Source organism: Polynucleobacter sp. MWH-Spelu-300-X4 (assembly GCF_018687515.1).
Classification (GTDB): Bacteria; Pseudomonadota; Gammaproteobacteria; order Burkholderiales; family Burkholderiaceae; genus Polynucleobacter.
This window is the reverse complement of record NZ_CP061294.1, coordinates 162,310-184,282: the sequence shown is the minus strand read 5'-3', so window position 1 is coordinate 184,282 and position 21,973 is coordinate 162,310. Positions and strand designations below refer to the sequence as shown.

16 protein-coding genes are annotated in these 21,973 nt (G+C 42.1%); 2 read left to right on the top strand and 14 right to left on the bottom strand.

Annotation, left to right across the window (positions count from 1 at the left end; genetic code table 11):
• Positions 1–61: 61 nt before the first annotated feature.
• The 14 genes from ICV01_RS00980 to ICV01_RS00915 form a co-directional block, all read right to left on the bottom strand.
• A complete protein-coding gene (locus tag ICV01_RS00980; RefSeq protein ID WP_215287820.1) occupies positions 62–421 on the bottom strand; it encodes a phenol hydroxylase subunit P4 in 360 nt (119 codons plus the stop codon).
• A gap of 11 nt (positions 422–432) precedes the next feature.
• The gene (locus ICV01_RS00975) at positions 433–1,980 is read right to left on the bottom strand and encodes a YHS domain-containing protein (protein ID WP_215287819.1); all 1,548 of its coding nucleotides are present in this window, start codon (positions 1,978–1,980) and stop codon (positions 433–435) included.
• Positions 1,981–2,002: 22 nt separating this feature from the next.
• Positions 2,003–3,001, bottom strand: a complete 999-nt coding sequence (locus ICV01_RS00970; protein ID WP_215287818.1) for an aromatic/alkene monooxygenase hydroxylase subunit beta — start codon at positions 2,999–3,001, stop codon at positions 2,003–2,005.
• Between the two features lie 230 nt (positions 3,002–3,231).
• Complete coding sequence (locus ICV01_RS00965; RefSeq protein WP_215287817.1) at positions 3,232–4,905, bottom strand: sigma-54-dependent Fis family transcriptional regulator; 1,674 nt, start codon at positions 4,903–4,905, stop codon at positions 3,232–3,234.
• Between the two features lie 145 nt (positions 4,906–5,050).
• A complete protein-coding gene (locus ICV01_RS00960) occupies positions 5,051–6,361 on the bottom strand; it encodes a DUF1329 domain-containing protein (protein WP_215287816.1) in 1,311 nt (436 codons plus the stop codon).
• An 18-nt stretch (positions 6,362–6,379) separates the two neighbouring features.
• Entirely contained in the window at positions 6,380–8,416 is a 2,037-nt protein-coding gene (locus ICV01_RS00955) for a DUF1302 family protein (protein ID WP_215287815.1), read from the bottom strand.
• A 286-nt stretch (positions 8,417–8,702) separates the two neighbouring features.
• Complete coding sequence (locus ICV01_RS00950; protein WP_215287814.1) at positions 8,703–11,084, bottom strand: RND family transporter; 2,382 nt, start codon at positions 11,082–11,084, stop codon at positions 8,703–8,705.
• A 30-nt stretch (positions 11,085–11,114) separates the two neighbouring features.
• Positions 11,115–12,056 carry a YCF48-related protein gene (locus tag ICV01_RS00945; protein ID WP_215287813.1) on the bottom strand — a complete coding sequence of 314 codons (942 nt, stop codon included), beginning with the start codon at positions 12,054–12,056 and terminating at the stop codon, positions 11,115–11,117.
• A 326-nt stretch (positions 12,057–12,382) separates the two neighbouring features.
• A complete protein-coding gene (gene dmpG / locus ICV01_RS00940) occupies positions 12,383–13,438 on the bottom strand; it encodes a 4-hydroxy-2-oxovalerate aldolase (RefSeq protein ID WP_215287812.1) in 1,056 nt (351 codons plus the stop codon).
• The gene (locus ICV01_RS00935) at positions 13,438–14,361 is read right to left on the bottom strand and encodes an acetaldehyde dehydrogenase (acetylating) (RefSeq protein ID WP_215287811.1); all 924 of its coding nucleotides are present in this window, start codon (positions 14,359–14,361) and stop codon (positions 13,438–13,440) included. Before ICV01_RS00935 ends, dmpG begins: the two co-directional genes overlap by 1 nt.
• Positions 14,362–14,429: 68 nt before the next feature.
• Positions 14,430–15,233, bottom strand: a complete 804-nt coding sequence (gene dmpH / locus ICV01_RS00930) for a 2-oxo-3-hexenedioate decarboxylase (protein WP_215287810.1) — start codon at positions 15,231–15,233, stop codon at positions 14,430–14,432.
• 69 nt (positions 15,234–15,302) lie between these two features.
• Positions 15,303–16,763, bottom strand: a complete 1,461-nt coding sequence (locus ICV01_RS00925) for a 2-hydroxymuconic semialdehyde dehydrogenase (protein ID WP_215287809.1) — start codon at positions 16,761–16,763, stop codon at positions 15,303–15,305.
• 35 nt (positions 16,764–16,798) lie between these two features.
• Positions 16,799–17,491 (bottom strand): FCD domain-containing protein, encoded by a 693-nt coding sequence (locus ICV01_RS00920; protein ID WP_251369359.1) that lies wholly within the window; start codon positions 17,489–17,491, stop codon positions 16,799–16,801.
• Positions 17,464–17,793: a GntR family transcriptional regulator gene (locus ICV01_RS00915; protein WP_215287808.1), complete on the bottom strand. Its 330-nt coding sequence runs from the start codon at positions 17,791–17,793 to the stop codon at positions 17,464–17,466. The genes ICV01_RS00920 and ICV01_RS00915 overlap by 28 nt, the downstream gene beginning before the upstream one ends.
• Before the next feature lie 117 nt (positions 17,794–17,910).
• Between ICV01_RS00915 and ICV01_RS00910 the strand changes: the two genes are divergently transcribed.
• Positions 17,911–18,456, top strand: a complete 546-nt coding sequence (locus ICV01_RS00910) for an antibiotic biosynthesis monooxygenase (RefSeq protein WP_215287807.1) — start codon at positions 17,911–17,913, stop codon at positions 18,454–18,456.
• Positions 18,457–18,523: 67 nt separating this feature from the next.
• Complete coding sequence (locus ICV01_RS00905) at positions 18,524–21,973, top strand: pyruvate carboxylase (protein WP_215289058.1); 3,450 nt, start codon at positions 18,524–18,526, stop codon at positions 21,971–21,973.

The window sequence follows — 21,973 nt, the reverse complement described above, 5'->3', positions numbered from 1 at the left end:
CAGATGACTTCACCATAAAAAAGGCGCCGAAGCGCCTTTTTTATAACTGCTCTAAATTAATTTAGAAGCAAATACCAAACAAACCATCCAAACCAGGAGTCTGGAAACGGATACAGTCTTTATGACCCAATCCATTTTCAGCCAATGATTTGTCATAGTCAGGTTTCCATGGCTTATTGTCTTTCAACCAATTCACCTTTGACCAATCGATTTTTTCAAAGTCAGGATGTTGGCTGTAATACTGGGCCAAAGGACCACCAAACAAATCACTAAATTTCATGACAGGTGGTAATGGGAAGGCTGCTGTTCCGTAAAACATCAAGTGCTTATCCCAACCAACATAAAGAAGTTGGTTGCCATGGAATTTATCCAATGAATCCCTGCCAGGGATCTTATATTCTGAAATTGCTGCTACTGGCATATGTTCTCCAATTAGTTCTTAGTGGCTTGATCACGCCACATTGCAAAGTTTTTCTGATCCTGTGATCCTTCGAAAGGTCCGTTTTCAACACCCCAATTTAATTGGTAGTAATCGGCAACGGCTCTAATTGGATCAAAGCCTTCAACTGTTGGGTTCGTACCTTCAGGGAAATTATTTCCTTGGAAGATTTGATGAACAGGTAACCAAGCTTGGATATATTTCTCAGGCTCATTATCAAAAATCTTATGGCAATGTGTTGAGCAGAACTGGAACTTCTCACCCATATAGGTGCCCTCTTCATATACCAATTGTGTTGGATCATCAGGCTCAGTGTAGAACACAGGAATCTGACAAACTTGACACAAACGTGGCAAACCTTTTGTGAAGAATGGCTTGCCTTCGTCTTCCAATTTTTGGAAGTATTCGTAACGAGGACGATAGTATTTAGGGAATGTATCTGGATACTTAGCATCCAACCAATCCAACTCTTCTTTACTTGGAATCCAAGTGTGGAAGTTCGTCAAGAAGTTGGCACTATTAAATGTCAACCAAGCTTGGTGAGAAATATGTCCCTTTTCTTTACGGATTTGATCGATGCAATCAGGAACCTTGATGCCGTAACGTGCCAAGTCGTTAAACAAAGCCATACCGTTACCTTCAAAGTAAATTTCCCAAGCTTCTTTCCAGCTCATCACACGTTTTGGCAACATGTAGTCTTGCATCATGCCAACAATCGTTAAGAGACGTACACCACGCCATGTCCACTTATCAATCCATTTTTGAACGATAGGTACGTTGCCTGGATCTTGTTCCAACATGAACTTAATCACTTCAAGACCTAAAGTCATGTGACGTGATTCATCAGACTGAGCTGAGAAACCAAATGTCATCGCAGCCATGTCGCCGTTATAAGCAGCACCTGATACAAATGGTACGAATAACAAGTTTGTTAAAACATACTCAAATGAGAATGAAATAGCTGTAATAAATTCAAATGGACCAGCAGTCAAAGCATCTTCGAAGTATGACTTAGGTACTGAGTAGTACCAGAAGTGGTCTTGGGCATGATGCCAGTTATCTAAACCGTTGTAGAAACGGTTGTAGTTAGACATAGAGTGAATCTGAGTTTGAGCATGACGCAATTCATCAATTGATTGCATTTGGCAAGCAACCGCAGCACCCACACCTTTGAACTCACGGCCTAAACGTGCGTAACCTTTATGAGCTTCATACTCTAAAGGTGTAATCGCGTTTAACCACAATTTCAATGCGTTTACATAACGCGCATCAGTCACAGTTAAGTGACCATTGTTTTGTGTAAAGCCGTCGATGATCGCGTAAAGTTTGCGCTCTTTTTCAGCTTGATATTTCCAGTAAGCATCTACTGTTAAACGGAATGGATCTTCCCATTTTTCCCAGTCATGAATCTTGATACCTTCATAAGCTAACTGAGGATAAATTTCCTCTTCTTTTTGATAGCTTGGTTCCCAAGCTAAATCACGAGTCATTAGGTGATAACGTTCTTTTAAACCTAACTTCTTCTTTGCATTCATATCCATGATTAATATCTCCTGATATTTATTACAAGCTTAATTCAAGACCGCTTTTCTTTGCGCGCTCTTGTAAATTTAAAATAACATCGGCCATTGCAGCGTCAGCCTCAACGCCTAGTGCAATTGCAGCCACTGGTTTTAACGCAGCAATCGCTTGCTTAGCCCAGTCACTAGCCCATTGACTTAACAACGCTTTGTTTTCTGCTGATTCAGCGGCAGCTGGTTTCAAAACAGCATCCACCCACTTAGCAGTTTCAGCTTGCCAGTCAGCCATGAACACAGTCATCATGCCAATCGTTGGACCACTCTTAGCTGCCCAAACACCATCCACAGCTTCTTTGTAAATTAATGGATACAACAAACCATCTAATACAAAGTTTTGAGCTACAAATAATTCCATCACATCACGAGTCACCAACATTTTTTCAACATATTGGCGTAATGGTTGCCAGTTGGCGTCTTTTTCCCAAGCAACCTTTCCGGCTTTAAGGTCTTCTACATCGCCAAGTGCTAAACCCACGCGTGTTAAATATTGAGCAATACCTAAATGGTCAAAACTTGCAAAAGTACAAGCTTGATTCAACGCTGTACCGTAGGCATAAGCAGCCATACAAGTGTTGTTCATATTCGCACCCCACGCAACGTGGCGGAGTGGCATCAATGTTTTAAGTGCAACTTCTTTAATTTCTGGGCTAAGAGCGTGTTCTAAACCGCGCTCTTCGATAAAGTCAAAACTCTTTTCAATCGCATCTTGTTGACGAGCACGCGCTTGTGTATATGTGCCGTAGTAGAACTGACGCGGATCTTTTAATACATACCAGTCTTTTAGAACAATCTTCGTGCGCTTAGCATCATGTACCTCACGTGACGGATCCCAAGTTGGTTTGTAGTGAAAGTTATGAGTTGGCTGTAAATCGTATGTAGCCTCTTGATAACGAGTGGCAACTTTGTCACCAAAACGCTTTTCAATGTGCTTAAACGTATTTCTTAGAGGCTTTAAGGCCACCGTTTGTAAATCAATTTGCATATTTCTGCTCCAAAATTGTGAAGACTTGCACTAAAAGTAAACAATTACGCATTCAGTAAATGCAAAATGCGTGCCAAATATTCTTTTAGCTAATATACATAAGGGTCAGAGGTCCGTCTTTCAGGGAAAACCATTAACTTTCCGAGAATTCTATAAGTTACAAATTTGTAACTTATGTAAACAAGGTTTTAACAAATTTGTAACAATTTTAAGTTTATACGGCTTAAAGCTTACTTTTTATCTTCTTTTTCTAACCGATAAGCAATTTGACGACGAGTAACGCCAAGCAGTTCTGCAGCTTTTGCTAGGTTACCGCCCGTCTTTCTAACTGCAGCCTCCATGAGCATTAATTCATGGTCTTCTAATGAAATGCCTTGCTTAAGAATTTCTTCAGCCAATGCCTCGGAAGATTTAGAGTGAGAATCCACTACTCGGCCGTAGGGGTTTAATTCAACCTCACTGGTAAATACATCAGATACACCAGCAAATAAATGCTTGAGCTCAATACGATCGTCTGAGGCAGTTAATAAAACACCACGCTCCATCATATTTTCAAGCTCACGTATATTGCCTGGCCAGTCGTAACTCATGAGCATCCGCATAGCCTTATCAGTCACTCCCGGAATACGCTTATTGTGTAGCAAAGCATATTTCTTAATAAACGCATCTAATAACAATGGAATATCCGCTCTACGATCACGCAATGGCGGAATATTGACTGGATAAGCATTTAATCGGTAGTACAAGTCCGCTCTAAATTTGCCGTCTTTAACTGCTTGTTGCAAGTTAACGTTAGTAGCGGTGATTAATCGAACATTGACCTGTCTAGTTTTAATATCACCCAAGCGCTCTAACTCGCCACTCTCTAAAACACGGAGTAGTTTTACTTGGGCAGCTAGTGTAAGGTCTCCAACCTCATCTAAAAATAATGTTCCGCCATTGGCGCGTTCAAATCGACCAGGACGTGATTGTTGCGCGCCAGTAAACGCGCCTTTTTCCACACCAAATAATTCTGACTCCAACAAATCATTCGGAATCGCTGCACAGTTCAATGCAATAAAGGGTTGTGAGGCACGATCGCTGTTGTCATGTATCCAATGTGCAAAGACCTCTTTACCAACACCTGTCTCACCCAACAACAAAACAGTAATCGGGTTGGATGCAGCAGTAGAAGCCAAATTAAGAGCTGTTTTAAAAGCTTCAGATTCACCAATAATGTTATCTGGCAAACTCACCTTACTCAAAGAAGCTCTTAAACTTGCCACTTCTTCTTGCAAGTCAATCAATTTACTCGCAATGTTGTCCGGCTTGTAGTAACGCAAGTAGTCATCAGAGTCTTCCCAGTTTTCTAAAAGACGTCCTTCAATATAACAATTGTGATCACCCTTACAAACGCACTTAGTTTCTTTAAAAATCACAGGGCGACCAACGAAGGTAGAAACATAACCAGAGGCGTAACCCACCTGACTCCAACACTCGACATCATCACCAATACCAAATTTTTCTAAGTGCGTTTGAGCTTCCCAAGAGTTTTCCCAAAGAAACTCTCCCGTGAACTTACCCTTAGATAAGTCCATCGATAATTTTTTCTTTTCGACCCGAACCATGCCTTTGAAGGAGTGCAGCATCGGGCCCAACATAATGCCATCTTCAGGAGAATCATTACTGGGTAGTGTCTTAGCTAACTCTGCATCACGTACGCCGGATGCATACCCCATGCGCACTAAAAGACCGCGCGCACGCTCCATACCTAAAGATTCAATGATTTCATTACGCAAGGCGCCTAATGCGGCCACGTGCATAAGAACCATGCGGTTCTCACCCAACCAAATCTCACCCGTCTCAAATGAGAATTTAAGCTGATGACGTAATTGAACAAGTTCTGAATCAGGAACTTTTTTCACCAAATCTCCAAATAAATCTATTTCTAATAAGTGACATTTTCGTCTATTTTTATTTTTTTAGGCATTAAAAAACCCTCAAATACCAAAAGGTACTTGAGGGTTGAATTGGATCAGCTTAAATAATTAAGCTAATTCCACACAGAGCTTAGTCACCGCCGCGCATGAACTGAACTTGGAACATACGTGGTGGGTTCAACTTAACATCAACTTGTCCCTTGAATTGACCTGTTGTGCAATGCTTAGCTTGCAAGTCAACCATTGAGAATGAGTCGTCGATAGGAATACCTGAACCTTTGTTCACAGCTAAGTGTGAGTCTGGGTGTGATTTACCAATAGTAAATGTCTTCCAGATTTCACCTTTCTTATCGTAGATCACGCTACGGTTAATGTTGTTAGCCTGAGCATCGATGTAAATCAAACGCTTGCTAATTGGGCTCGCATCAACTGGTGAACCCTCAACAATGTAAACCTTACGCAACTGCCATGTAATGTTTTGGAAACAGTTACCTTGACCACCGAAGTCAACATACTTGTAGCCGTCTGCTTCAGCAGGCATATCAGTCGCTAGCTTCAATTGGTTATGGTAGTAGTAAGGCATCAACACATTCTTAGTAGCTACGTATTTCCACTTGTAAGCTGATAGACGGTCGTTGTAACCCTCAAAGTCTTGAATCATCAAGTCAGCGCCCAAGAACGCGTCAGTCACTTGACCAGTTGCCAAACGACGTACGCGACGTTGGAAACCTAAGTACAAGTAAGCATCATCAGATTTCAAGTCATCTTCATAACGCTGAATCAACAACTGAGTACCCTTCAAGTCTTGTGGCTCCATGATGTTCATGTAGATACCACGGAATAACTTAGATGGGTTAGGCGTTACTTCTGGTTTTGGTTCGTCTTGAATACGATGTGTGAAGTTCAAGAAGTGAAGGTTTAACTTCAATGTCTTCTCTAACTTACCTGAAGTCATATCGCGATATTTCCAGTAGAACGGATAAATCGCAGCATTGTCACCCCAGTTAACGCCGTACTTGTAGTTCCACATAATCTTCTCACCCGCACGTGGGTCAGAAGCAGATGGCTCTTCAGGGAACGGACGACCAGCAACGAAGCCTTCGATCTCGCCTGGCTTAGCACCAAGCTTAGTCTTGTTCAAGTTAGCACGTGTTGCTTCAACGTAAGCCTTGTTCATGTCGAATGATGTTGTTTTACCAACAGTCACGTCTAACCAACCACGTTTGATCATGTCAAACAAAGCTGGGTCAACGACATCTTTGAACTGATCTACGTTTTTAGAACTAACAACAGTACCTTCATTCAAACCAGGGAATGTAGGAACACCACTCTTATACGGGAAGAATGATCTTTCTACGTCTGCCTCTGTAGCTGCGAATGCTGAACCAACAGCACCCACTGCCAACAGAGCCATTAATAGTGCGGAAAATTTCGTTTTCATTATTAATTAACTCCTAAATTAAAACTTGTAGCGCAATGTTGCGTAGATCTCATTTTGGCCAAATGCTGTACCAATCGGACCTGCACGGAAACGACCTAGAGGCTCCATACCACCAAGACCTGTGTCATACAAAGTTGCATAAGGTGTATCTGTTGGCCCAGTATTATGATATGCATCAGCGGCGGCGGCATGACTCCACTTCCATTGATTTTGCTCATGACCAAACTTCACATTTGCGCCAAACTTCAATTTCAAATTATCTGTATATAACCACTCAACTGCTGGAGCAATCACATTAGCTTGTGCACGGAAATCACGAGCAAAGATAATTTCTGGGCTCAAACGGTCATTCATCAAGAATGCTTTCATCAACAATGTAGCGATTGCATTGTCTTTCCAATCAGGCATGCCTGCCATACCCCATGGTCTTTGTTCTTGTTGATGATTAAAAATATGTTGATAGAATAATTGCCCCGAGAATAAGACTGTGCGTTCTGTGCTAATAAATGGCACGAATGTTGGACGGTCAAAGCCAATCACAGAGCGCCAAACTGGGTTTTTCGAATACATACTTGAATTAAGTGTATTTGCGAATTCTTCACCTCGTGTGTAAGCACCTTCTAAACGCATTGCTGCACCTAATGACTCAACTTGGAAGTCCATAGAACCACCAACTAAATTTACACGCGGATAAACCATATCAAAAGCGGGCACATAAGCACCATTTGTTGCCGACATAGTATTAGTCAAGAATGGATCAAATACAGGAATTCCCCCGCGCAATGAAGGCAATTGAGATCTATAAGTTAATCCATTCAAAGAAAAACTAAGTCCTTCTTTAGTAACACCTTCAAACTTAATACCTAGTTGTGTATTTGCAAGACTCCAATTTGGCAAATCAACATTACGAATACCAAGCTGCCCAGGGCCAAAGTTGAAGGCAGCACCACCTAATGGGTTGTCAGCACCAAAAGCGCCGACAGTACAACCATTAACCCAGCAATTTCTCAAACCGCGGAATAAGTTACCCGCATCAAGAATGCTGTTAGGTGTACCACCTTGACCTAGATTATTTGGACGGAATTGGTCAAAATTCCAAACAACTGATAAGTTACGGTCTTGCATATTCTCACTAGCACCCATACGGTACTCAGCTTGAGCGATCCACATCGGGATACGGATATCTTGCAATTCATCGTAAATATTATTACGTGAGTAATCAACTGGGTTGATAACATCTAGCACGCGGAATAAGTCTGTACGTCCCCAAACAACTTGTTGCTTACCAAGCTTTAGGAAAACATCACCACCATCAGCTTTGAAAGTGTTTGTTACATAAGCCTCACGAATAAAATCCAAACGGCTGTTAAATTCTGGTGCGGCTAACTGAGCCTGTGTTTTATTACCATAACCACCAAAATCCATACAACCACGAGAGTCATAATTACAAGGGCGCACTGGAGTAGCTAAGCTAATAGCACCCGCAGTGGTATTTGCTGTATTCCAACCTGAACCAACAATTTGCAAACCTTCATTTCTATAAGCATATACACCCGCTGCGTTAGCTGGGGCACCAAAAGCTGCGCCCAAACCTGCAGTAGCTTGAGCGCCTGCTGTTCCAGCCTGAGGTGAATTGTCAGCAGCTAAAAAAGCTCCACCATAAGCAACGGAAGCTGGTAAAACAACTCCAAGAGCGCCAGATGGCCCCAAAGTATTATTCATTGTTACTGAACCACCAGCATTCTTACCGTACTCACTCTTGTTTAGGTCATACACACCGTCGTATGTACCACGCAAGATACCGCGGAATCTCCAACCATCGTTAAGATTCTTAGACATCTCTGACTGGAGAGTATTACGGAATTTTGACAAACCGGCTTTGTCACGCAAAGCTGTATGGTTTTCATAGTAAAGCTCTGCATTCCATGGATCACCACTTGTCAAACCTAGGTCTGGCAAGTTCTGCGCTACTGCGCTTACACCGGCAACAGCTAATACAGTCGCAAGAACTACGTTCTTAGGCTGTAAGGCTTTGCGCCATTTTTTATTAAACATAACTACTCTCCTTAACAATCGGACTTACTAAATGAATACACAAAAACACAAATTTATTACCGTTAAAATAATGGTTTCTCGAGATTTCTTATGTAGGGAGTTTTCCCATTAGGAAAAACCCCTAACTATCTCGAGATTTTCTTATCTCATTGTTTTCATTTGTCTTTTTGTTACTTTCTTTCTTTTTTTACCGTTGCACTACTGTTTCTCTACTACTTGTTTATTAATAGTGTTGTTTTTTTTCCACTATTTATATTTCTTAGTTCTTTCTTGCTTTGGTTTTGCTTCAATCGTTTTGCAAGATGCCGTCTTCATCACGGTGAATGCCCGTGATGAATTTAGGTTTAAATGCCATGACCCAAGCCGGTACTAAAAGAACCGCCGCTACAGCATTCAAGGCCAACATCACTGTTAACAATAGAGCAGCGTCTGATTGGAAACGTAGGTCAGATAGGATCACCCACATAATCACACCAGCAATCAATGTCGCCGCAGTGAAGCCAACCGCTAAACCTGTTGTGCTCAATGCACGTAGAACAGCTTCACGAAGATCATGTAACTCTTCATACTCTTCACGAATACGGTCCATGATGTATACAGCGTAGTCAATACCAACACCCACACCCACCGCAATCACAGGAATCGTGTTCACGCTAATACCAATGTTCATGAAGCCCATATAACCGTAAGTCAAGATCGTTGCGTATAACATCGGCAAAATCATTAACCAACCAGCATGCAATGACTCGTAATAGATCATCACGAAGATAAAGGCCATCAACATCACGATTGGTGTAATCAACATCGTGTCATGGAAGTTTTCTTCGTCGATCGCAGCGCTCACACCAATGATGCCGCCACCTAATAAGAGCTCGAAGTTTTCAACAGTACCGTTGATACCTTTGATGAACTCTTTAGAGTTATCAACCACACGCTTCAATGTTGTTGCTTGGTGGTCTTTATAGAAGAAAGCTAAAACAGCATCTGTACCTTCTGGATTCATGAACTCTTTCATCGCACCAGGAATCGGGCTAGATAGTTCATAAGCAGACATCAAACCAGCAACTTCAATTTGTGTATCAGGAATTTGTGCCCAACGTGGATCACCACTGTGAGTCAACATGTTCACTTGACGAATCAAACCAGGAACAGCTTTGTATCCACCCAACTCTGGATCTCTAGCCATCATTTGATCGCCAAATTTTTCCATCGCGTGAACAACTTCTGGTCTTTGAATACCGTTCTGATCTTTTGTTCTTGCTACAACGAATAACTCTTCTGAACCAGGGAAATGTTCGTTAATAGATTTAGCAGAAATGTTGTAGTCATGAGTGCGGTTCAATATTGGAGAACCTGGCTCAGACTCACCAAACTTCACTTGAGCTACGAAGAAGCTAGCCACAACTACTGCTAACGCTGTACCAATCAAACCAATCTTCACATTCAATGGGTTAACAATAAATTTAGCCATGTTGTAAAGAACAGCAGTCGTCGCTGAACGATTGTTTTCTTTCTTCTTAGGCTCTGGCAAAATCGTCAAGAACAATGGAACCATGAAGTGAACTGTGAAGATCACAGAGAAGCCCCAGAATCCAGCGTAGTAACCTAACTTGATGTTAATCGGTGCTGCGCCCAAACAAATAACGAAAATACCAATCGCGTCAATCGTAATCGCCAATGAACCAGGTCTAAACAAAGCGTCCAATGCATTACGCGCTGCTTTTTTACCGCTCTTCGTAATTTCTAATTCGTAGTAGTAACGCTCTACTAATTGCACACCGTGCGATGTCGCACGAGCGGCAATCAAGAATGGGATTGGCATAGACAATGGGTCAAGCGTGTAACCCAAAATTGTCATGAAGCCCAAGCCCCAAGCTGATGATAAACAGATGCCTAACAAAGGCAATGCCACACCGTAGAAACGACGGAAGTAAACAACCAATAAACCAAAAATTAATGCAGCTGTATAAAGCAAAATCTGCAAAATTTGATTTAAGTATGTGTAAACCCAACCTGTTAGAACTGGCAAACCAGTTGCGTGAATTTTTGCTTTGTCATTCGCGTATTTAGCGCGCAACTCAGATAACTCAGCAAATGTTTTACGGTAGTCAATATCACCGCCTTCGTTCATCTGACCTTTGATGATGGCTGACTTCATGTCTGGAGAAACCATCAAACCATAGACGCGTGGATTAGCCATCACATCACGACGCATTTGATCTAGTTCTGCAGGTGATAAATTTGGTGAAGCTGGATCAAAATACAGAGCAGACTTAATGTTGCCTGTTTCATCCAATGTGATCTTACGAGTCGTACGGTGTGTCAAACTGCTAACCAAGTTATGGTTAACACCAGGCAAACTATCAACACCTTGCGTCAAGTTATCAATCAAACTTAGTGTGTCATTAGTGAAGATATCGCCATCTTTAACTTCAACACTCACTACAACCGCACTTGCACCACCAAAGTCACCTTTGATTTGGTTATGCAATTGAATGAATGAATGGTTTTGCGGTAACAGATCATCAAAGTCTGTGCCCATGCGCAAATTAGGTAGCAATGAAGCAAAGGCAACACTAATAGCAAAGATAATTGAAAGAACAATCTTAGGGTTAGCGAATAGCCATTCTTCGCCAACGTGGAGTATGTGGGTTAGTTTCTTTTTCACTTTTTAATTCCTAATCTTTATCTTTGCTGATTACTTAACAGTTACTACTTTCCATGCGCCGTTACCACCAGCCACAAGGAAGCCACCTTTAACTGCTACAACACCTTTTAAGAAAGGCGCGCCAAAACCTTCAATCTTCACAGGCACCCATTGGTTGCCATCCAAACGCAACACAACACCACCTAAGCCAACGCTGTAAACACGTCCGCCAACATTAGCTAAACCAAACTGTGAAAGACCGGTGTCATTTTTTGTTTTTTCCCAAGAACCACCACCATTTTTAGTGCGCATGATCGTGCCAGTTAAGCTTGTGACATAACCTTCTTGTGGAGATACGAACAACGCTGCGTATGGATAGAACTCTGGGCCAATGCTGCTAGTTACCCAAGACTTACCACCATCGCTACTGCGTTTAACTGCGCCGAACTCGCCTGTTACAACAGCGTTTTGCGCATCAATAAATTGAACTGTATTAAACATGGCATCTTCACCAGTTGAATCAGTTTTCCATGTTGTGCCACGATCGCTACTATTAGCAATCGTTGAATTGCTACCAACGACCCAATAGCTGTTAGCAGGGCCACAAGTAACGCCTAATGGTCTCCATGTACCTGGCGTTGCTTTAGATGTCCATGATTGACCGTCATCCGTTGAAGTCCAAACTTTGCGATAAAAATCAAGCGCGACAAAACTGCCGTCTGCACAGGTAGCCACATCGATTAAAGATGCAGTACCTTTAATCTCAACACGTGTTGGCTTAGCACCATCGTGAGGAATCACTCCCACAATATCTTTGCCAACAATGACAGCTACTTTTTGATTAGCAGCTGCGCCTTGGAATTGATCTACACGAGTAGAAAGTGTTTCTGGAGTAACTTCTTTTGCAGAAGTTTCAGACTTGCTTCCGCATGCAGAAAGCAAAGCACTTGCCATTAATATGGCACCAGTAGTTTTTAAAAATTCATAGTTCATAAAAATTCCGACTTATTGACTTAATCTCGAGATTATTTTTCTATTTTTTGGGGTTTGCAACAATGCGTATATACCCTAAGAACTGCCGTTTTTAGCTAATAAAACCCTTGTTTTTCAAGGAAATCTCACCCTTTGAACACTTCAAAAACTTAAATTCTTACTAAAAATCATAATTGACTGTTTTTTAAGCATTTTTGGTTATTCATTCAGCTTCTGAATCAATTATTACTACTGATACTTAGTATTTCTAGATATTAAAAAGGCTAACCCCTCGGTTAGCCTTTTTAAATAGGTATAACTACCCTACTGTTTTATTGGTGGCTTTTTTAAACAGACTCTTTAAAAATAATGCCACGCTCTTTAGCCATTGTCATCGCCGTGTCTTCGATCATGTCTTCCTGACCGCCGATCATTTTCTTGCGACCCAACTCAACCAAAATGTCACGAGCAGGAATGCCATAACGCTTACTTGCGCGTTCAGCATGTAACAAGAATGTTGAATACACGCCCGCGAAACCTAAAGTTAATGATGAACGATCCACACGCACCATGTGATCCATCATCGGTACGATGATTTCTTCAGCGATATCCATGAGTTTGAATAAGTCGCAACCAGTTTCAATACCCATACGCTCACATACAGCAGCAAATACTTCTAATGGTGTATTACCAGCACCAGCACCTAAACCTGCTACTGAACCGTCAATACGCGTAGCGCCTTCTTCAATCGCAGCGATCGAGTTAGCGATACCCATACCCATGTTGTGGTGACCATGGAAACCAATTTCTGTTTCAGGCTTTAATGCTTGACGTAATGCATGTACACGCGCTTTCACATCATTCGGCAACATGTAACCAGCTGAGTCGGTGATGTATACCGTTTGCGCACCATAAGATTCCATTAACTTAGCTTGTTGCACTAAACCCTCAACAGTGTGCAAGTGAGCCATCATCAAGAAACCTGTTGTATCCATACCCAACTGACGCGCATAAGCGATATGTTGAGGAGATGTATCAGCTTCAGTACAGTGTGTTGCCACGTGCACGCTACGAGCACCCGCTTCATAAGCAGACTTCAACTCTCTCATCGTTCCCAAACCAGGAATCAATAGAACTGATACAACTGCTTTTTTCATTTTTGATGCAACAGCACTGATGTACTCTTCATTAGGGCTTAATGCAAAACCGTGTTGCAAAGAGTTACCACCTAAACCTGCACCGTGAGTAACTTGGATGTACGGCATACCTGCCTCATCCATCGCAGTTGCCACTTTAACCATTTGCTCAACGCTGATTTGTTCACGCTTAGCGTGCATACCATCGCGAAGACACATGTCATGAAGAATAACTTTCTTACCCTTGAGGTGATCGATCTCAAACATTATTTTGCCTCCACAGATTTAGTCGCTTTTAGTTGAACTTTGCCAGACATGATGTTCTGAGCAAACAATTCAGCAGTTCTTGTAGCTGCCGCTGTCATGATGTCTAAGTTACCTGCGTATTTAGGCAAGTAATCACCAAGACCTGCTACTTCCATAAATACAGAAACTTTATTGCCATCAAATACCGGGCCATTAACTAATTTATATCCAGGTACATATTTCTGCACTTCACCAATCATGCGCAAAATAGACTCTTTGATTTCTTCACGCTTTGGCTCACCATCTGTCAAACAGTAAATGGTGTTACGCATAATCATAGGAGGATCCGCTGGATTAATAATCGCTAAGGCTTTACCTTTTTTAGCGCCACCTACTTTACATACGGCATCTGATGTTGTGTAAGTGAACTCATCCAAGTTGGCGCGTGTACCAGGACCGATGGATTTAGAAGCCAAGCTGGCCACAATTTCTGCATAAGGAACTTCTTGCACACGTGATACGGCGTAAACGATAGGAATCGTCGCCTGACCAGCGCAAGAAATCATGTTCACGTTCATCTCGCCGCTAGCAGCGTGTTGCTCTAGGTTAACTGTAGGGCAGCACAAAGGTCCAATCGCCGCAGGTGTTAAGTCCACCATTAACACGCCTAGCTCATTTAACTTGCGTGAGTTTTCAGCATGGACATAGGCAGAAGTTGCATCAAATGCAATTTGAATGCCATCGGCCAAAACGTGTGGCAATAAACCATCTACGCCTTCAGCGGTTGTTTTAAGACCCATATCACGGGCTCTTGCTAAACCTTCAGATTCTGGGTCAATACCCACCATCCATACTGGTTCTAAAAACTCACTACGCTGCAATTTGTAAATTAGATCTGTACCAATATTTCCAGATCCAATTAATGCGCATTTAATCTTTGCCATCTTGTTTATCCTTTAGTTGACTACCGTACATCGACACTCTAACTACTATCTCTTGCGTTTTATGTCATTTATGCGACAAACGTCATAGAGACATTCCCTAATACTTCAAACTCCGCAGTGATTTCATCACCGGGTTGAACTGCAAACGCTTCCGTAATACCACCACTCATAACAAAACTACCAGCTGGCAAGTATTCATCTTGCTCAGCCAAAATATTGACCAACATCGCAATCGCTTCAGCAGGGTTTCCCAAAACAGCAGACGAATCACCCCTAGCAATTTCTTGGCCGTTCTTTTTCATAACTACGCCAATTTTTTGCAAATTAAGCCCTTGTGGGTTTACTTTGTTTTTACCTGTAACAAATCGCGCAGAAGAACCGTTATCAGCAACAACGCTCGCTAAATCAAATTTGAATCCTGAAAATCTAGAGTCAATGATTTCAACTGCTGGCAATACATAGTCTGTTGCTGCCAATACATCTAATAATGTGCAGTTAGGGCCTTTAAGATCTTTGTTCGTCACAAAAGCCACTTCGCACTCAACGCGTGGATGAACCATTTCAGATGTTTTGATACCCACATCCTCTGTTCTAGTCATTTTGTCAGTCAAGAAACCAATCGATGGCACATGTACACCCATTTGCTCCATCTTAGCTCTTGAAGTTAAACCGGCTTTCCAACCAACCAACTGATGACCCTTAGCTAAATAGCGTTTTCTTAACTCAGCTTGAACAGCATAACCATCATCGATGGTCATACTTGGATAGTCATCCGTTAATTTTTGTATGGCATAGGCGCCCTCTTGCGCACCTTCAACACGATCACACAATGTGTTGATGTCATCTTGATTAATAGTTAGCGTTAATGCCACGTGTATTCCTTTGATCTGGTCTTTATTGATGTTCTTTATTTTTTATTTGGTTTTTTGCTTATTGATTTTTTAAAGCTTCACGCAAATGTTGCGAGTCTCTGTGTAGAACTCAAGAGAATGCACGCCACCTTCGCGACCAATACCTGATTGTTTAGAACCACCAAATGCAGTTCTTAAGTCACGCAAGAACCAACTATTAACCCAAGTAATACCCACATCTACTTTTGCGGCAACTGTATGAGCTCTAGCCAAATTCGTTGTCCAGATAGTTGTTGCTAAACCATATTTAGTGTCGTTCGCTAATTTGATAACTTCTTCATCTGTATCAAATGGGCGGATGTGGCAGCATGGTCCAAAAATTTCTTCCTGAACAACTGAAGCTGTTTCTGGCAATCCTGTCCAAATCGTTGGTTGAACCCAGTGACCTTCTTTAAGATCAGCTGACATATCTGGCACGCCACCACCTGTTACAACAGTCGCACCTTCATCAACAGCTTTCTTATAGTAAGACATCACTTTTTGTTTGTGCTCTGCTGAAATCAAAGGACCGTAGTCTGAACCATGATCTTCTGGACGACCATATTTAACGTGTTCAGCTTTAGCTTTTAATGCAGCAACAAATTTATCAAAAATAGGACGTTCTACATATACACGCTCAGTACCTAAACAAACTTGTCCTGAGTTTAAGAAGGCTGAACGGAAAATACCATTCACAGCATCATCAAAATTAGCATCTGCGAAAACGATACCGGCATTCTTACCACCTAATTCAAATGAAATGTCGCGCATACCTTCTGCAGCAGCTTTCATGATCGCTGTACCTGTGCGTGTTTCACCTGTGAAGGTGATCGCATCCACCAATGGGTGATGCGTTAAGAACTCACCAGCAGAATCAGGACCGAAACCGTTCACCACGTTAAACACACCTTTAGGCATACCCACCGCATTCATGACTTCACCTAACAAAGCAGTTGTCATTGGTGTTTCTTCAGAAGGTTTTACAACCACTGTGTTACCGCAAGCTAATGCTGGACCCACTTTCCAAGTCATCAACATGAATGGCGCATTCCATGGAGAAATCACACCCACCACACCTTTAGGATTACGAACAGCGTAGTTCACAGCACCACGGCCATCAGGCGTAGACATTGTGAAAGCTTCTGTTGCAACGTTTTTAACCACGTCCGCAAATACTTTGAAGTTAGCCGCGCCACGTGGAATAAATACATGACGCATCACATGATTAGGTTGACCCGTATCAGCCATTTCAGCAGCCACGAAATCTTCAAAACGACGAGTAATCTCATTAGCAACGGCGTACAACATTTCAACACGTTGATCGACTGTCATCTTTCCCCACTCGCCGTTCAACGCGTCATGAGCAGCTCTCACAGCAGCATCGACGTCAGCTTGATTGGCTTCAGCAATCTGAGCAATCACTTTGTTATCAACTGGTGAGCGTTTATCAAAAAATTTATTACCACTACCAACAACAAATTCACCGTTAATGAAATGTTTAACTTGTTTCATAGCTTCCTCTTAATAAATGTTTGTTTCTGTTGTTCTTAACTAGCTAGGCTAATGTCTTTTCCCTGAAAAACATCTTCAGGCAATCCTTCAAATAATTGATACGTAATCCTGATGTGTTCTGCCAAGATGTCAGAACACAGCGATGCGTTTCTATCTAACGCAGCATTTTTTAGCGCTTCATGCTCAGCATGTAAGTCACGCTTCAAATTGGTGCCATATTTAATCCCTAAGGAGCGATAACGTTCAGATTGGTGATACAAGATGCCAATGAACTGCAATAACCAACGTGACTCACAAGCGGATACCAATGCGGCATGGAATTCAGCATTACGCTCTTCCCACACATTAAATTGAGCGTTGCGTTCTTTGATATCTTCAAGATTCAGCTTTTTCTCAGCTAAAGCTAAGCGGTGATAGGCTGCCATCACGTCTGCTTCCCATTTATCTGAACCTAGCTCAATCGATTGAGTGAGTGCTTGAGTTTCTAAGGTCACTCGTAGTTGCGTGATGTCTTTGAAGTCTCGCAATGACATCGGGCTCACAAAGAACCCCTTTTGACCTTCGGCGTAGACCAAACTGTCTGCCACCAATAAAGCCAAGGCTTCTCTTAATGTTCCACCACTAACAGAGTAGACGTCTTTTAAGTGCTCAACTTTTAATTTACTTGATGGGGCATGAACGCCCGTAATGATGTCATTTCTTAAAGCAAGATAAGCCCCTTCAACCAAGGTCTTTGGTGCTGGCTTTTCAATCTCAAACCTTTGAAGTCTCGCAATGACATCGGGCTCACAAAGAACCCCTTTTGACCTTCGGCGTAGACCAAACTGTCTGCCACCAATAAAGCCAAGGCTTCTCTTAATGTTCCACCACTAACAGAGTAGACGTCTTTTAAGTGCTCAACTTTTAATTTACTTGATGGGGCATGAACGCCCGTAATGATGTCATTTCTTAAAGCAAGATAAGCCCCTTCAACCAAGGTCTTTGGTGCTGGCTTTTCAATCTCAAACGATGGTTTTGAAACTAGGCGCATTTTTTGCTTTCTTTATTTGGGGTTATTAGGAATAAGTCCTAGCAAACCTCTGAAATTTATATTAACATTGTATCAAAATATCGAGATTTATGCAAAAAATTGATAAAAAGGTGAGAAATGCTTAATACCAACCCCGCCATGCGACTAGTTCATAGCAAAGCTAAAGAAGGCTGCGCTCAAGCCTATGAAGCCTTAATCCTAGGCATGTTTGAATCCATGAAACATTTCCCGGGGTTTTTGGGTGCTGAATTGCTCCCCCCAACGGATTTAAATGATACATATCAAGTAGTTACGAAATTTGCATCCGAGGCGGATCTTGAGCGCTGGGATATTTCTCCTGAGAGAAAGTTATGGCATCAACGACTAAAGCCCTTATTTAATGGAGACCCTGAATACAGTCTAATGACAGGTCTTGAAGCATGGTTTTCTTTACCTGAAGCCCCGGTGATGCAAAAACCAATTCGCTCAAAGATGGCTTTGATTACTTGGTTAGGTATTTGGCCAACCGTTTCATTTTTACTGTTCTTTATTGCCCCCTATTTAGAAGGCTTACCTTTTTTAGCAAAAACTGGGCTTATTACTGGGGCTGTGGTTGTGATCATGACTTATTTGGTGATGCCACAGCTAGCCAAGAAATTTAGTCACTGGCTACACACCCATTAATTGAAGATTTACTTCCTAAGTAAATTTAAAAAACTGATTTTTATTTAACTATTCTTTAAAGAGCTCTATCTTGAAAAAAATTCGCAGCATCTTAATTGCTAACCGATCAGAAATTGCTATCCGCGTGATGCGCGCCTCAAGCGAGCTAGGTATTAAAACGGTTGGTATTTATGCCAACGAAGATCGCTTTGCTTTGCATCGTTTTAAATGTGATGAGAGCTATTTAGTGGGTGAAGGTAAAAAACCTATCTCTGCTTATTTAGATATTGATGACATTCTTCGCATTGCTAAAAAAGCAAATGTGGATGCGATTCATCCAGGCTATGGATTTCTTTCTGAGAACCCAGACTTTGCTGAAGCCTGTCGTGAAAATGGCATTATTTTTATCGGACCTCAACCAAGCGTGATGCGCACATTAGGTAACAAAGTGGATGCGCGCAATGCCGCAGTTAAAGCTGGCGTTCCTGTAATGCCTGCTACCAAACCATTACCTACTGATTTAGCCGAGTCTAAAAAACTAGCGCTCGCTGTTGGTTACCCATTGATGTTGAAAGCTAGCTGGGGTGGCGGCGGTCGCGGTATGCGCGTGATTGAAAATGAACAAGCGCTCGAATCAGAATTACCGGTTGCAAGACGCGAAGCTTTAGCCGCGTTTGGTAACGACGAAGTGTATTTGGAAAAATTAGTTACAAATGCGCGTCACGTTGAAGTGCAAATCATGGGGGATCAACACGGCAATGTGGTTCATTTATTTGAACGTGACTGCTCCGTACAACGTCGTAATCAAAAAGTGGTTGAGCGCGCACCAGCACCTTACTTATCAGAAGAACAAAGAAGTTCTTTGTGTGACTCAGCGATTCGTTTAATGAAAGCCGTTCAATATACCCACGCGGGTACTGTTGAATTTTTAATGGATGGTGATTCTGGTGAGTTCTACTTTATTGAGGTCAACCCTCGTATTCAAGTGGAACATACCGTTACAGAACAAGTGACTGGCATTGATATTGTTAAAGCACAGATTCATATTAGTGAAGGTGCCAAAATTGGCACTCCTGAATCTGGCGTTCCTACCCAAGACCAAATCAAACTGAATGGCCACGCTTTGCAATGTCGAGTAACGACTGAAGATCCAGAGAATGGCTTTTCTCCTGACTACGGCAAGATTTCCACTTACCGAAGTGCTGCCGGCTTTGGCATTCGCTTGGATGCGGGTACTGCGTATGCCGGTGCTGTTATTACACCGTACTACGATTCTTTATTGGTCAAAGTAACCGCATCAGCGCCTACTGCGAAAGAAGCTATTTCTCGTATGGATCGTGCTCTAAGAGAATTTAGAGTTCGTGGTTTAAATACCAATTTGCAGTTTTTAGAGAACGTCATTAATCACCCATTATTTATTTCCGGTGAATGCTCAACTCGTTTCATTGACTCAACCCCTGAACTGTATAAGTTCCCAAAACGTCGCGACCGTGCCACACGCTTATTGAACTTTATTAGTGAAGTGGCTGTTAATGGCAATCCAGAGGTGGCCGGCAGAACATTACCCGCTTTACCCTTGGCTCATCCAGTTTTACCAAAAGAGGATTTAACAGGTTCATTAGCGGTAGGTACGAAAGATCGTTTAACTGCATTAGGTCCTCAGAAGTTCAGCGAGTGGATGAAGAACGAGAAACGTATCTTGTTAACGGATACAACCATGCGTGATGCGCATCAATCATTATTTGCCACCCGTATGCGTACCGATGACATGGTCAACATCGCTCCTCACTACGCACATCATTTACCGCAACTATTCTCATTAGAGTGTTGGGGCGGTGCCACATTTGACGTTTCCATGCGTTTCTTAAATGAAGACCCATGGGAGCGTTTAAGAAAAATTAGAGCTGCTGTTCCTAATATTCTTTTACAGATGTTGTTGCGCTCATCGAATGCAGTGGGTTACACCAATTATCCAGATAACGTAGTGCGTTATTTCATTGAACAAGCAGCTAAAAATGGCATCGACTTGTTTAGAGTATTTGACTCATTAAATTGGGTAGAGAACATGCGCGTCTCGATGGATGCCGTTTTAGAAAATAACGCCCTTTGTGAAGCTGCGATTTGCTACACAGGCGATATCCATGATCCAAAACGAGCTAAATACAATCTTAAGTATTACGTCAATATGGCCAAAGAACTACAGAAGGCCGGCGCTCACATTATTGGTATCAAAGATATGGCAGGTGTTTGCAGACCTTTAGCAATCACTGCTTTAGTTAAAGCGATTAAAGAAGAGGTGGGCTTACCGGTTCATTTCCACACACACGATACCAGCGGTGCATCAATTGCTTCTGTCGTTGCTGCGATTAATGCGGGCGTGGATGCTGTTGATGGTGCTATGGACTCAATGAGTGGCTTAACTGCTCAACCTAGCTTGGGTGGCATTATTGCTTCGACTGAAGGCTCCGATCGAGATTCAGGGATTCATTTAAACCAAATCAGACCTGTATCAACTTACTGGGAAGGTGTACGCAAGTTCTACTCTCCATTTGAAGCAGATATCCGCTCTGGTACTTCTGATGTTTATCTTCATGAAATGCCTGGTGGTCAGTACACCAACTTAAGAGAACAAGCTCGTTCTTTGGGTATTGAACAACGCTGGTCAGAAGTCTCACAAGCTTATGCAGACGTGAACCAGTTGTTTGGCGACATCGTTAAAGTGACCCCGAGCTCTAAGGTAGTTGGAGATATGGCACTTTATATGGTGACGAATGATTTAACGCCCGCAGAAGTGTTAGATCCTGCTAAAGAAATCAATTTCCCTGAATCTGTTATCTCTCTATTTAGAGGTGAAATGGGTTATCCAGCTGATGGTTTCCCTAAAGAATTAGGTAAAAAAATCCTAAAAGATAAAGTGGCAATTGATGGCCGTGCTGGTGCACATTTACCACCCGTTGATTTAGAAGCAATTAAAAAAGAAGCGGAAGATAAAGTAGGTCGTCATTTAACCGATGCGGATTTAGCTTCCTATTTGATGTATCCAAAAGTATTTAGCACTTTTGCTAATCATCATAAACACAATGGTGATGTTTCTTTATTACCAACACCTGTGTTTTTCTACGGCCTCAATATTGGTGAAGAAATCGCTATTGAGATTGATCCAGGCAAGACTTTAGTTATTCGCTTGCAAGGTATGACGCAAGTCGATGAAGAAGGTCTTGTACGTGTTTTCTTTGAACTCAATGGTCAACCTCGAACTGTCAAAGTTAAGAAGAGTGGTGCTGTTGCCACCAAAGTTGGTCGCACTAAGGCGGAAACTGGCAACAATAAACATGTTGCAGCACCTCTACCAGGCATGATTGCCACCCTAGCAGTTAAAGAAGGGCAATCTGTTCAAAAAGGTAGCCCTTTAGTGTCTATTGAAGCCATGAAGATGGAAACCATGATTACAGCCAATGAAGATGGCGTAATTAAGAAAATTCATATTTCTTCTGGCAATCAAGTGGATGCCAAAGATCTCTTAATTGAAATGGCCTAA